We start from the raw sequence: 13,115 nt of genomic DNA on the forward strand, positions 1-13,115 counted from the left end.
TTTCGCATTCAGAAGAGGATCAAACGGCTTCCTGAGTTCAGAAAGCTCCCCATCATAGAGAAGTCCAATGTGAGCCAAATGCGGGAACTACGCCTCTAATTGGGCTTAATTCTTGCTTTAAGTAAGCAATGAATAAAAAGGTTGAAATTCATTTTCTCCCGGGCAAAAATGCCATTTCATACATCCGCTTTGCGGGACGACCTGCAAACGCATCTTTCACCCGGGGACGGCCCCATAGTGTTCTGGAGCCTGTTATGTCCTGGATCGTTTTACTTATCGCGGGCCTGCTTGAAGTTGTCTGGGCGATTGGTCTGAAATATACCCACGGTTTTACCCGTTTAACGCCAAGTATTATCACCATTGCGGCGATGATCGTCAGTATCGCTATGCTTTCCTGGGCGATGAGAACGCTGCCAGTTGGTACGGCTTATGCCGTCTGGACCGGGATTGGCGCGGTAGGGGCAGCCATTACCGGCATTCTGCTATTGGGTGAATCAGCCAGCCCGGCGCGTCTGCTCAGCCTGGGGTTGATTGTTGCCGGCATTATTGGCCTGAAGCTCAGCACCCACTAAGCGCCTGGCTGTTTTACCCAAATCAACTTGTTCACTTCAAACCCTTCCCGGGTCGCGACTGCCAGCATCTGCTGTTTCATCTCATCTGAAATCGTTGGGGTGCGAGAGAGGATCCACAGATAGTCGCGATCCGGGCCACAGACCAGCGCATGGCGATACTCCCGGTCGAGTGCAATCACGTTATATCCGCCATAGAAGGGACCGAAGAACGAGACCTTAAGAGCAGCCCGTCCAGGATCGCCGGTGAAATAGGCTTTGCCTTCCGTTTTTTGCCACATGCCTCGGTCCGGGTTGTAGCCTTTGTTGATGACGTTGATCCCACCGTCATCGCGCAAGCTATAGGTTGCAGTAACTTTATCCAACCCACGTTCAAAGCGGTGGTCGAACCGCGCGATCTCATACCAGGTGCCAAGATAACGTTTGGCATCAAAGTTGTTTACAACAGTAACGCCTTTGGGCGGCGTAGGTGAACTGCAAGCCACTACCAGAAATGCAGCCGTGACTGCAGCAACGACAGGCAGAATGCGCATGGGATATTCCTTGCTGTATTTTTGTTAAGTGTAGATGACAGCAGGAAAAGACGTGGAAGAAAGGAGGCCCGACGGATCGGACCTCAACGCCGGTTACTGCAGTTTTTCAAGGATGCGCCAGGCCGCGTCGACGCGAGCAGGATTCGGGTAGCTTTTATTGGCCAGCATCACGATGCCCAGATTTTTCTCCGGAATAAAAGCTACATAACTACCAAATCCGCCAGTCGAACCTGTTTTATGTACCCAGGAGGTTTTTACTGCGGGGGCTGGTGGGGTTACCTCAACGGCCGGAAGCGCCGCCAGAGCGATTTTACTGTCGCTGCCGTTGATAATCGTCTCTGCTTTTACTGGCCAGTTCAGCATTTCCCAGCCTAAGCCCTGGTACATCTCACCAATGCGCCAGTAACGTGACTGTGCGAGCCGGATGCCCTGCTGCAGGGTTTTCTCCGGTACGTGGCTGGCGTCCATATTGGCCTGAACCCAGCGTGCCATATCCATAATGCTGGATTTCACACCATACGCTTCGGCATCAAGCTGGCCCGGCGAAACATGTACGGGCTTACCATCGCGATAGCCCCAGGCATAATCCCGTTGCTCGTTCTGTGGAACGGTAATCCAGGTGTGTGCGAGTTTTAATGGCTGCAGGACGCGTCTGGTCATCGCCTCTTCGTAGCTCATTCCTGAGGGTTTCACCGCCAGTGCGCCAAACAGACCAATGCTGGAGTTAGCATAGAGACGTTTAGCGCCTGGGGCCCACTGAGGTTGCCAGTTTTGATAAAAGTGCAGTAATGCGGTTTTATCCGTCACCTCGTCGGGGACCTGAAGCGGCAGGCCACCAGCCGTGTATGTGGCTAAGTGCAGCAGACGAATGCCCTGCCATTGTTTGCCTGTGAGTTCCGGCCAGTACTGGGTGACCGGATCGCTGAGTTTGATTTCGCCGCGGGCGATCGCATCGCCACCCAGCACGCCATTGAAGGTCTTACTGACTGAACCTAGCTCAAACAGCGTATTCTGTGTGACCGGGCGATTATTGGCGATATCAGCTTTACCCCAGGTAAAATAATACGGTTTTCCCTGGTAGATAACGGCCACGGCCATACCCGGAATGGCCTGTTCTTTCATCAGCGGTGTGATGGTGCGGTTAACGATATCGGCAATGTGTTGTTCTGTGTTCGAGGCGGCAAACGTTGAGAAAGAAGCGGCCATCAGCAGCATGCAGCATAACGATTTTTTCATCATGAAATCATTTCCGTAATAAAAAGCGAAAGGGTGTCCGGGCCCATCAGACGCGACAAGTTTGTTTGATTTGCACTGTGTTGACAAACGGTTAAATTTAGCAGCAGATATAAGTTTTTCTAACAGGAAAGATGATGACGCGTAGCTATATCCCACTTAATTCTCTGCGGGCTTTTGAAGCGGCCGCCAGGCATCTCAGCTTTACCCGCGCAGCAATTGAGCTGAATGTAACGCATTCTGCTATCAGCCAGCATGTGAAAGCGTTGGAGCAACAGCTGAATTGTCAGCTCTTTATCCGCGTTTCACGGGGACTGATGCTCACGACAGAAGGTGAAAGTCTGTTACCTGTACTTAATGATTCCTTCGATCGTATGGCGGCGATGTTAGACCGTTTTGCTGGTAACCAGGCTCAGGAAAAACTGAAAATTGGTGTGGTGGGCACTTTTGCGGTGGGGTGCCTTTTCCCACTTCTACACGATTTTAAACGGGGTTATCCGCATATCGATTTACAGCTTTCCACGCATAATAACCGTGTTGATCCTGCCGCCGAAGGCCTGGATTATACCATTCGCTATGGCGGTGGAGCCTGGCACGATACCGATGCGCAATATTTATGTAGCGCGCTGATGTCTCCACTTTGTTCACCCGATCTGGCCTTTCAGATTCAGACGCCTGCAGATATCCTGAAATTTCCGCTATTACGATCGTATCGTCGTGATGAATGGGCGCTGTGGATGCAGGCGGCCGGAGAGGCTCCCCCTTCACCAACGCACAATGTGATCGTGTTTGACTCGTCCGTCACGATGCTTGAAGCGGCGCAGGCAGGGCTGGGGGTGGCGATTGCTCCCGTCAGAATGTTCACGCATTTGCTGAACAGTGAGCGTATCGTACAACCGTTTTTAACGCAGATTGATTTGGGAAGTTACTGGATTACGCGATTGCAATCCCGTCCGGAGACGCCTGCGATGCGTGATTTTTCCCGCTGGTTGACCGGCGTTGTGCACAAATAAAAAGGCCCGCCAGTGGCGGGCCTAATAGGTAGCAACTGCGATTAGATAGTCAGAATGCCAATCGCTGTTACAACGGTCAGGATGGCAGCCAGGCCGTAGAATACCCATTTGCCAGCAGGCACGTGGATTTTCAGGTCATGCATAGCGTGGTGCATACGGTGTAAACCACACCACAGCGGCAGAACGATCATCAGGAACAGAAATGCGCGTCCGATGAAGCTCTGGGCAAATGCCATAATGCGCTCATAGCTCAGCGCATCGCCCGGGAACAGACCCAGCGGCAGCATAATACCAACCAGCAGAACCACTACCGGCGCAATGATTGCGCCCCACATACCACCTGCACCAAACAGACCCCAGAATACAGGTTCGTCAGAGCGTTTTGGATTTGGATTAATCATCCCGGACTCCTTACCAGTACAGGGCTACATACAGTATGACTACGGTCACAACCGCAGTAACTACCCAGAGACCTTTGATGATCGGCTCTGGCCCCATTTTTTCGTCTTTTACGATGATGTTGGCGGCTTTCGGCGCCAGTTCAAACCAGGTTTTGGTATGCAGCAGCGCTGCAGCCAGAACAACCAGATTGAGGATGACCACCACCGGGTTTTGCAAAAAGCCGACAAAGCCCATCCAGGACTCAGCACCATGCTTCAGAGCAAACAGGCCGAAAATCAGTTCAATACTGAACCAGACTGCCGGAACTGCCGTGCCTTCGCGCAGCATGTAAAAGCGATAAAATGGCAGCTTTTTCCACCAGGTGGACGTCATCGGCCGCACATAGGGTTTGCGTTTAGTCGTCATCATGCACTCCTTAGCGTGGTTTCAGGGTAGCGATAAGAAAGTCTTTTGAACTTTCAACTTTACCCTGCTGAATGGCCGCAGCCGGATCGACGTGTTTCGGGCAGACTTCGGAGCAGTAGCCCACGAAAGTACAGGTCCAAACGCCGTTCGGGCTGTTCAACTGAGCCATACGCTCCTTCTTACCGTGGTCGCGACTATCTTCGTTATAGCGATGCGCCAGCGTAATTGCAGCCGGTCCAATGAACTCAGGGTTCAGGCCGAACTGCGGACACGCGGCGTAACACAGACCACAGTTGATGCAACCGGAGAACTGATGATATTTCGCCATCTGCGCCGGAGTCTGGGTGTTTGGACCCTGATCCGGAGTACGCGGGTTACCAATGATGTACGGCTTGATCGCTTCCAGACTTTCGATGAAGTGCGTCATATCGACGACCAGATCGCGTTCAATCGGGAAGTTGCCCAGCGCTTCAACCTTCATACCGCTGGTGTAATCACGCAGGAAGGTTTTGCACGCCAGCTTCGGCACGTTGTTGACCATCATGCCGCAAGAGCCGCAGATTGCCATACGGCAGGACCAACGATAGCTCAGGTCCGGTGCCAGGTTATCTTTGATGTAGCCCAACGCATCCAGCAGAGACGTGGTTTCATCATAAGGAACTTCATAGAAAGCACTGTGCGGCGCGGTATCGGTTTCCGGGTTATAGCGCACCACCTCAACTTTCAGGTTTTTCATCTCAGCCATTCGCCTTCTCCTTCTTATCGGCTGCTTCCGCTTCGCCACCGTATACACGTTTAGCTGGTGGCAGAGTGGTGATTTTCACGTCGCTGTATTCCAGGCGAGTCGTGCCGTCAGCATCGCGGAAGGCGAGGGTATGTTTGAGGAAGTTAACGTCGTCACGCTCGGTGCAGCCTTCATCCAGACGCTGGTGCGCGCCGCGGGATTCTTTACGTGCCAGCGCGGAGTGCGCCATACATTCGGCAACGTTCAGGCCGTGACCCAGTTCAATGGTGTACAGCAGGTCGGTGTTAAAGACGCTGGAGGTATCAGTGATACGTACGCGCTTGAAGCGTTCCTGCAGCTCAGCCAGCTTATCAACGGTTTTCTGCATGAGTTCCGGTGTACGGTAGATACCGCAACCTTCTTCCATAGACAGACCCATTTCGTCGCGGATCTTAGACCAGTTTTCGTTACCTTCCTGGTTAACCAGATCTTTCAGACGTTTTTCAACGCCAGCAACCTGGGCATCGAGCGCGGCACTGTTTGCAGCGCCAGCCGTTGCAGCACGTTCTGCAGCCTGCTCACCCGCCATACGGCCAAAGACCACCAGTTCCGCCAGAGAGTTGGAGCCCAGACGGTTAGCACCGTGCAGACCAACAGAGGAACATTCACCCACCGCGAACAGACCTTTAATACGGGTTTCGCAGTGCTGATCGGTTTCGATACCGCCCATGGTGTAGTGTGCGGTCGGGCGTACCGGGATCGGTTCTTTAACCGGATCAACACCCACGTAGGCTTTCGCCAGTTCGCAGATGAACGGTAAACGTTCGAGCAGTTTTTTCTCGCCGAGGTGACGCAGGTCGAGGTGAACGACATCGCCACGTGGGGTGGAGATGGTGTTGCCTTTACGCCATTCGTGCCAGAAAGCTTGAGAAACTTTGTCACGCGGACCGAGTTCCATGTATTTGTTTTTCGGCTCACCCAGCGGAGTTTCCGGGCCCATGCCGTAATCTTGCAGATAGCGGTAGCCATTTTTGTTGACCAGAATACCGCCTTCACCACGGCAGCCTTCAGTCATCAGGATACCGGAACCAGGCAGACCGGTTGGGTGATACTGAACGAATTCCATATCACGCAGCGGAACGCCGTGGCTCAGCGCCATGCCCATACCGTCGCCGGTTACGATGCCGCCGTTGGTGTTGTAACGGTAAACACGACCCGCACCGCCCGTTGCCATCACGACGGCGTTAGCACGGATTTGTACCAGGGTGCCTTCCATCATGTTCATGGCGACCAGGCCGCGAGCATGACCGTCGTCAACCAGGATATCCAGAACGAAGTGTTCATCAAAGCGCTGAATCTGCGGGAACTGCAAAGAAGTTTGGAACAGCGTATGCAGCATGTGGAAGCCGGTTTTATCCGCGGCAAACCAGGTACGCTCGATTTTCATGCCGCCGAAGCGACGTACGTTGACGCTACCGTCTTCACGACGGCTCCATGGGCAGCCCCATTGTTCCAGCTGCGTCATTTCAGTTGGGCAGTGGTGGACAAAGTAATCCACGACATCCTGCTCACACAGCCAGTCTCCGCCTGCTACCGTATCGTGAAAATGGTAGTCAAAGCTGTCATGATCCTGCGCGACAGCAGCAGAGCCGCCTTCGGCAGCAACGGTATGGCTGCGCATTGGGTACACTTTTGAGATCAGTGCGATTTTAGCGTTGGGATTTGCTTGTGCGGCAGCAATTGCAGCACGTAATCCCGCGCCACCGGCGCCTATAATGGCAAGATCGGCTTGAAAGGTTTGCACGACATTCCTCCAGATTGTTGTTATTTCATCCCCGCCCGAATTCAGATGCTTAATCGGATTCAAACAGGTTATGAACGCGTTTCCACTGCTCCTTTATAGGTACAATAGTATAGTCTTAGGGATGTGAGGGAAATTTGACGTGTTCGATTTTTTTAGCGTATCAGAGGGCTGAATTATCATTGAATTTGATTAATTTAATTACTAAACCACCCAATATTGCTTTTTTTACCCGCCAGCCAGTGTTTATTATTCCCGCGTGAAATTTGTCTCGCTAGCACGATACGAGTAGACTTCGTGCCCTTGTCTGAAATCGGAGAAACAACCATGAGCGAAACGGCAACCTGGCAGCCGAGCGCGTCCATCCCCAATCTGTTAAAACGTGCAGCAATTATAGCGGAGATTCGCCGCTTTTTTGCCGATCGTGGAGTGCTTGAGGTTGAGACACCTTGCATGAGTCAGGCGACGGTAACGGACATTCATCTGTTCCCGTTCGAAACGCGTTTCGTTGGCCCTGGTCATTCCCAGGGGATGAACCTCTATTTAATGACCAGCCCGGAATACCATATGAAGCGCCTGCTGGTCGCTGGATGTGGCCCGGTGTATCAGCTATGTCGCAGCTTCCGTAATGAAGAAATGGGGCGCCATCATAATCCTGAGTTCACCATGCTTGAGTGGTATCGCCCACACTACGACATGTATCGCCTGATGAACGAAGTGGATGATTTGCTGCAGCAAGTGCTGGACTGTTCACCTGCCGAAAGCCTTTCTTACCAGCAAGCTTTCCAGCGTCATCTGGAGATTGACCCGCTGTCTGCGGATAAAACCCAACTGCGAGAAGTGGCGGCGAAGCTGGATCTCAGCAATATCGCGGATACTGAAGAAGACCGGGATACCTTGTTGCAACTGCTGTTTACAATGGGTGTTGAGCCGCATATTGGCAAAGACAAACCAACGTTTGTGTACCATTTCCCGGCCAGCCAGGCGTCACTGGCACAAATCAGTACTGAAGATCATCGGGTCGCAGAGCGATTTGAGGTTTATTACAAAGGTATTGAGCTGGCGAATGGTTTCCATGAGTTGACCGATGCGCGTGAACAGCAGCAACGGTTTGAGCAGGATAATCGTAAACGTGCAGCGCGTGGCCTGCCGCAACAGCCAATTGACAACAACTTGCTTGAAGCGTTGAAAGTTGGGATGCCGGATTGCTCTGGTGTGGCGCTGGGTGTTGATCGTCTGGTGATGCTGGCGCTGGGCGCTGATAGCCTGGCTGACGTTATCGCCTTTACCGTCGATCGCGCATAACGTGTTTTCCCTTCACAAAACAAAGTGGCGGTAAAACCGCCACTTTGTAGCACATTTTTTCACTTTCCCTCTAATAGCCACAATTTGACTCTGGATATCTGGTATCGTTTAGGTATCAATTCTGTGTTGATTTTTAATTGCTGAACTCTGCAAAGAGAGCGGTGCCAATCGGTGAGCGGCGTTTGCTAAACGCTTGCCAGAGTAAGGGATGGTTGAATGACCCAAACAATAAAGAAGATGAGCCTGATAGGTCTCATCCTTATGATATTCACGTCAGTTTTCGGATTTGCAAATAGTCCCTCTGCATTTTATTTGATGGGGTATAGTGCGATTCCTTGGTATATATTTTCTGCATTATTATTCTTTATTCCCTTCGCTTTAATGATGGCAGAAATGGGTTCCGCCTATCGGAAAGAAGAGGGTGGAATATATTCGTGGATGAATAATAGCGTTGGACCACGCTACGCGTTTATCGGCACGTTTATGTGGTTCTCCTCCTACGTGATATGGATGGTTAGCACAGCGGCAAAAGTATGGGTGCCTTTCTCCACCTTCTTATTCGGTGCAGACATGACGCAGCATTGGGGTATCGCCGGGCTTGAACCAACCCAGGTTGTCGGACTGCTTGCGGTCGGCTGGATGGTGGTGGTGACCTGTGTTGCTTCTCGCGGTATTAATAAGATTGCACGTATTACGGCTGTAGGCGGAATTGCCGTAATGTGTCTTAACTTAGTTCTGTTGTTAGTGAGTGTCGCTATTTTGTTATTAACAGGTGGCCACTTTGCGCAGGATATTAATTTTACATCTTCACCCAATCCGGGATATCAGTCAGGCTTGGCAATGTTGTCGTTCGTGGTATTTGCCATTTTTGCTTATGGTGGAATTGAAGCCGTGGGTGGACTGGTCGATAAAACGGAGAAACCAGAAAAGAACTTTGCAAAAGGCATTGTCTTTGCCGCTATCGTCATTTCAGTTGGTTATTCGCTGGCCATATTTTTGTGGGGTGTTAGCACCAACTGGCAGCAGGTATTAAGTAATGGTTCCGTTAACCTTGGTAATATTACTTATATCCTGATGAAAAGTCTTGGCATGACATTGGGTAATGCGCTGCACCTTTCCCCAGAGACGGCAACGACGATGGGGGTATGGTTTGCGCGTATTACCGGGCTTTCCATGTTCCTTGCCTATACCGGTGCTTTTTTTACCCTTAGCTACTCGCCGCTGAAAGCGATTATTCAGGGAACACCAAAAGCGCTGTGGCCGGCACCGATGACCAAACTGAATGCGATGGGTATGCCAACGACAGCAATGTGGATGCAGTGCCTGTTGGTGAGTTTGTTTATTCTGTTAGTTTCCTTCGGCGGTGATACGGCCTCCGCGTTTTATAACAAACTGACGCTGATGGCGAACGTATCTATGACGTTGCCGTATCTGTTCCTGGCGCTGGCGTTTCCGTTCTTCAAATCCCGCGTGGGGTTGGAAAGGCCGTTTGTTATTTTTAAAACCCGGGCGGCAACGTTGCTGGCAACGGGAGTGGTGGTACTGGTGGTGACGTTTGCCAACGTATTTACCATCATCCAGCCGGTGATCGAGGCCGGAGACTGGAACAGTGCGCTGTGGATGACTGGCGGTCCGATATTCTTCTCACTGCTGGCGATGGCGATTTATCAGAACTACAGTCGCCGCGCGGCCAATGAGCCTGAGTGGGCTGTGGAATAAACGACCTGCTTAATCCGGCCTACAAAGAAGCATCTTCGTAGGCCGGATTAGACCCAACGGGTCGCCATCCGGCATTTCTTGCCTGGATCATGCGCTACAAACTTCCCGCCGGACGACTGCTTCTGCCCGCAGAACTTAACGTTCTTCCCGTTTGCTTACCCCCCAGACTTTCCAGACGCATCTGGAACGGCGGGAATGGCATATCAATACCGTGCTCACGGAAGCCTGCCAGAATCAGTTGGTGGATCTCGTGGCGCAGCGGCATACGGTGTCCCATCTCCGCAGCATAGATACGCAGTTCGAAGATCTGAATCCCTTGCTGAAGGTCAACCAGGAAGACTTCCGGGGCAGGTGTGTCGATCACCAGCGAACAGCGGTGTGCGGCGGTAAGCAGGATTTGTGTGACTTCCTCGCTGTTAGCTTCCGACGGCGCCGGGATAGTTAACACGACACGCGTGACCGAGTCAGATAGTGACCAGTTGATAAACTGCTCGGTGATGAACGCTTTGTTGGGCACAATGATCTCTTTGCGGTCCCAGTCGCTGATGGTGGTCGCGCGGGTATTAATTTTCGTCACGCTACCGGTGAGATCGCGAATGGTCACCGTGTCGCCAATACGGATTGGTTTTTCAAACAGGATGATCAGGCCAGAAATAAAGTTGGCGAAGATCTCCTGCAAGCCAAAGCCCAGCCCCACACCGAGAGCCGCTACCAGCCACTGCAGTTTTGACCATTCGATACCAATCATTGAGAAGCCCACCAAACCGCCAATCAGCATCAGCAGATATTTGGTGATAGTGGTGATGGCATAACCGGTGCCGGGGGTTAAATCCAGGTGTTGTAGCAACGCCAGTTCCAGCAATGCGGGCAGGTTTCGCACCAACTGCGTCGTGATGATAAACACCAGAATCGCAATTAACACCGCACCCAGTGTAATGGGCTCTAAACTTTCCACGCCCTGCACCGTGGAGGTGACATCCCATAGTGAGATATTTTCCAGGAAGCCGAAAGCGGAATGAATTTCTGACCACAGCACGATAACCGAGAGCAGGGCGATGAGCATCAGGATAGAACGCACCAGGCGCAGTGATTGTGCACTGATTGCATCAAGATCCACTTCGCTTTCGTCAACATCGACGGCCCCTTCAAGGCTGGTTGAATGAGGTGGCTCTTCCTCACCGCGCGCGCGTTGCGCCAGCATTTCAGCACGTCGATGCTTGGCACGATCGAATGCCAGACGGCGACGTTGGATTAGCATCCAACGGCGAATGACGTGATAGACCACCAGTAACAAGAACCAGATTGCTACCGAAGTCTCCAGGCGCGCCAGCAAGGCTTGTGATGTTGCCAGGTAGCCCACAGCAGCCGCGAGAATAGCAATGAGTGGTGCACCCATCAGCATATTCCACAGCATGCTGTTGACCATGTTGTCGCCATTGCCTTCTTTGTCGAGATACAGCGGTATACCGGCGCGTTTCAGGCTCAGGGTTACGATCGCCAGCGCTCCGCAAATCAGGATAAAGCACAGGCGCCCCAATGAAGCGGAGAATTCCCGGTCATTGAGGTTATCAAACATAATCACCGCCATGATCAGCGGGACAATCAGCCCGATACTCATCAGGTAATAGTGCATGGCCTTCGCGACACGGTTACGCGGCCAGCCAAAGTGCGCAATGAACAGACCGTTGGGGCGTGCGAAGGTGGCGCAAATCATTACCGCCCACAGCATGGGTACCGTTGCGGTAACGCCGTCTCCTATCGCGACGGCCAGCGGGTAGGGCCAGGCTTCCTGTAATCCGTAACCCAGTGTTGCCCATAGCACTGGCAGCGGTGAGGCCACAAGTATCGACCAGAATACCGTGCGTATCGTGAGCCAGAAGTGGTCCTGGGTGACTTTACCAACACGCGCTGACGAGCGTTCAAGAAAGCGGGTGAAGTGTTTACGTGAAGAAAGGCTAAACCCAACCAGCACCAGCGCACCGAACAGTGGCAGCAGCGTTTCTTTGCTGGTCAGCATCATGATCGTGGCTTTGCCGAGCTGATTAAATGTATCGAGTGAGATCAGGCGGCGCAGATCCTGAACAATGTCGACAGGCCAGGAAAGCGAGATGGGGCTGACGTCTGATGTCCAGAACAGATAACGGTGCGTCGCCTCGTTGACCTCTTTCAACGCGTCTTCCAGTTGGCTATTGGAGACTTTTAGCTTAGTGAGCTCGAGGATCAGTGTATCGCCACCCTGTAGCAGTGAGTTCAGTAGTTCACGCTGAGTGCGCAACTGGGCGTTGAGAATGCTGCTCTGCTCAGCGGTTAGTGGTTGTCCGTCGGCCTGGTGAATTTGACGTAATTGCGGCTGCTTGTTGAGGAGATCTTCATAGCGCATGCGGTGTACGCGCAGCTGTGCCATTTCGGTATCTAACTGCTGGGGTTTGGGCATTTCTGGCAGACGAGAAACTTGTGCACGCAGTGCTTCTCCCAGCATATTCGAGACGCCAAGCCATTGTGACTGTTCCCGCAGCGTATTCAGCGCCTGACGTACCTGCAACGTTTGGCTGGTGGCCTGACGCTGCTGGGAGGCGACCAGATCCATACGTTGCGCCTGCTGATTGAGTGCCTGAGACAGCTCACGGTTAACTTTAAACTGGTCAATGATGCCTTCCGGCAATCCTGCGCTGTTTTCTGCCAACAGTTCCGTGCTTTCCAGCGCACGTTCGGCTTCACGTTGGCGCTGGCTGTTGAGTTGGTTGCGTAATGCCTGCAGGTAAGCGTCGAGCTGTTGGCTCTGTTTTTCTGCCAGTTCGGAGCGCATGCGCGCCAGTTCCTGACGGTTGTTTGCGGAAAGCTGAGCCAGTTCCAGTTCATCGACCTGGGCTTTAAGCCTGGCGGATTCTGCCTGCATTGCTTGATTGAGCGCTGAGTTACTGTTGGCTGTACCAAGGCGCCGCTCAAGATCATTTAGCTGGCGGCGAGCATCGGTTTGTTGCTGGGGAAGCTGGCTTAACGAGTCGGCGATTTCCCTGGCGCGATCCTGCTCCTGTTGAGCCTGGCGGCTTTTATCCAGTAACTGACTGCTGACCTGAAGGATCTCCTGGTTTAATGCATCCGTCGTGAGGCCGGTCGGTACGCTACGCGGTTCGTCGCGCAGGTTGTTTAGCTGTGCGCGTAACGTGGCGGACAGCTTGGGGAAGTTATCGATAACCTGTTGATATTGTTCAGCACGCTCAAGGGAGCCTTTCCGCTCCTCAAGAGCATTCAGCGCGGACTGGAGCGCCTCAACGGTTTCTGGCTGAGCGGGTTTCGCCGCCTTTGCCTGCTCCAGTTCCTGAGTGAGTTGTTTACTGTCGGGGGCCGTCGCAGCGTACGCCCCCTGGCTGAGGCACCAGGCCATCAGAAAAGTGATAATCAGGCGCACAG

At 52.6% G+C, this 13,115-nt stretch carries 11 protein-coding genes; 4 read left to right on the forward strand and 7 right to left on the reverse strand.

What is annotated here, in order from left to right:
* Window positions 1-254 precede the first annotated feature (254 nt).
* Window positions 255-572 (forward strand): quaternary ammonium compound efflux SMR transporter SugE, encoded by a 318-nt coding sequence (gene sugE, locus NNO03_RS06820; protein WP_000118520.1) that lies wholly within the window; start codon window positions 255-257, stop codon window positions 570-572.
* Here sugE and NNO03_RS06825 read toward each other — a convergent pair.
* Both NNO03_RS06825 and blaCMY read right to left on the reverse strand, forming a co-directional pair.
* Window positions 569-1,102 (reverse strand): lipocalin family protein, encoded by a 534-nt coding sequence (locus tag NNO03_RS06825; RefSeq protein ID WP_202039898.1) that lies wholly within the window; start codon window positions 1,100-1,102, stop codon window positions 569-571. The genes sugE and NNO03_RS06825 overlap by 4 nt on opposite strands.
* A gap of 93 nt (window positions 1,103-1,195) precedes the next feature.
* On the reverse strand, window positions 1,196-2,341 hold the full coding sequence (gene blaCMY, locus NNO03_RS06830) for a CMY-2 family class C beta-lactamase (RefSeq protein WP_271449148.1): 1,146 nt from the start codon (window positions 2,339-2,341) through the stop codon (window positions 1,196-1,198).
* A 131-nt stretch (window positions 2,342-2,472) separates the two neighbouring features.
* On the opposite strand from blaCMY, the gene ampR reads away from it, so the two are divergent.
* Window positions 2,473-3,348: a LysR family transcriptional regulator AmpR gene (ampR, locus tag NNO03_RS06835; protein WP_271449196.1), complete on the forward strand. Its 876-nt coding sequence runs from the start codon at window positions 2,473-2,475 to the stop codon at window positions 3,346-3,348.
* A 41-nt stretch (window positions 3,349-3,389) separates the two neighbouring features.
* Here ampR and frdD read toward each other — a convergent pair whose 3' ends face one another.
* From frdD to frdA, 4 genes are read right to left on the reverse strand one after another with little or no spacing between them, the layout of a single operon-like run.
* The gene (frdD, locus tag NNO03_RS06840; protein ID WP_048212909.1) at window positions 3,390-3,749 is read right to left on the reverse strand and encodes a fumarate reductase subunit FrdD; all 360 of its coding nucleotides are present in this window, start codon (window positions 3,747-3,749) and stop codon (window positions 3,390-3,392) included.
* 10 nt (window positions 3,750-3,759) lie between these two features.
* Window positions 3,760-4,155: a fumarate reductase subunit FrdC gene (gene frdC / locus NNO03_RS06845; RefSeq protein ID WP_048212908.1), complete on the reverse strand. Its 396-nt coding sequence runs from the start codon at window positions 4,153-4,155 to the stop codon at window positions 3,760-3,762.
* A gap of 10 nt (window positions 4,156-4,165) precedes the next feature.
* Window positions 4,166-4,900 (reverse strand): fumarate reductase iron-sulfur protein, encoded by a 735-nt coding sequence (gene frdB / locus NNO03_RS06850; RefSeq protein ID WP_137384014.1) that lies wholly within the window; start codon window positions 4,898-4,900, stop codon window positions 4,166-4,168.
* Entirely contained in the window at window positions 4,893-6,683 is a 1,791-nt protein-coding gene (frdA, locus tag NNO03_RS06855; RefSeq protein WP_003830519.1) for a fumarate reductase (quinol) flavoprotein subunit, read from the reverse strand. The genes frdB and frdA overlap by 8 nt, the downstream gene beginning before the upstream one ends.
* Before the next feature lie 324 nt (window positions 6,684-7,007).
* Here frdA and epmA point away from each other — a divergent pair, with 324 nt between their 5' ends.
* Together epmA and yjeM are read left to right on the forward strand one after the other, a co-directional pair.
* Window positions 7,008-7,985, forward strand: coding sequence for an elongation factor P--(R)-beta-lysine ligase (gene epmA, locus NNO03_RS06860; protein WP_137384013.1), 978 nt, complete (start codon window positions 7,008-7,010; stop codon window positions 7,983-7,985).
* Between the two features lie 216 nt (window positions 7,986-8,201).
* A complete protein-coding gene (gene yjeM, locus NNO03_RS06865) occupies window positions 8,202-9,704 on the forward strand; it encodes a glutamate/gamma-aminobutyrate family transporter YjeM (protein ID WP_271440266.1) in 1,503 nt (500 codons plus the stop codon).
* 94 nt (window positions 9,705-9,798) lie between these two features.
* Here the strand turns inward: yjeM and mscM are convergent, their stop codons facing one another.
* Window positions 9,799-13,113 carry a miniconductance mechanosensitive channel MscM gene (gene mscM, locus NNO03_RS06870; RefSeq protein ID WP_271449149.1) on the reverse strand — a complete coding sequence of 1,105 codons (3,315 nt, stop codon included), beginning with the start codon at window positions 13,111-13,113 and terminating at the stop codon, window positions 9,799-9,801.
* Between the last annotated feature and the right edge of the window lie 2 nt (window positions 13,114-13,115).

This window comes from Citrobacter sp. Igbk 16 (assembly GCF_028069755.1).
In the GTDB taxonomy this organism is placed as follows: domain Bacteria; phylum Pseudomonadota; class Gammaproteobacteria; order Enterobacterales; family Enterobacteriaceae; genus Citrobacter.

What these genes read in the sequence shown, in the direction of transcription:
- sugE (WP_000118520.1), top strand. Translation starts at nt 255, where the DNA reads ATGTCCTGGATCGTTTTACTTATCGCGGGCCTGCTTGAAGTTGTCTGG.
- NNO03_RS06825 (WP_202039898.1), bottom strand. Translation starts at nt 1,102, where the DNA reads ATGCGCATTCTGCCTGTCGTTGCTGCAGTCACGGCTGCATTTCTGGTA.
- blaCMY (WP_271449148.1), bottom strand. Translation starts at nt 2,341, where the DNA reads ATGATGAAAAAATCGTTATGCTGCATGCTGCTGATGGCCGCTTCTTTC.
- ampR (WP_271449196.1), top strand. Translation starts at nt 2,473, where the DNA reads ATGACGCGTAGCTATATCCCACTTAATTCTCTGCGGGCTTTTGAAGCG.
- frdD (WP_048212909.1), bottom strand. Translation starts at nt 3,749, where the DNA reads ATGATTAATCCAAATCCAAAACGCTCTGACGAACCTGTATTCTGGGGT.
- frdC (WP_048212908.1), bottom strand. Translation starts at nt 4,155, where the DNA reads ATGACGACTAAACGCAAACCCTATGTGCGGCCGATGACGTCCACCTGG.
- frdB (WP_137384014.1), bottom strand. Translation starts at nt 4,900, where the DNA reads ATGGCTGAGATGAAAAACCTGAAAGTTGAGGTGGTGCGCTATAACCCG.
- epmA (WP_137384013.1), top strand. Translation starts at nt 7,008, where the DNA reads ATGAGCGAAACGGCAACCTGGCAGCCGAGCGCGTCCATCCCCAATCTG.
- yjeM (WP_271440266.1), top strand. Translation starts at nt 8,202, where the DNA reads ATGACCCAAACAATAAAGAAGATGAGCCTGATAGGTCTCATCCTTATG.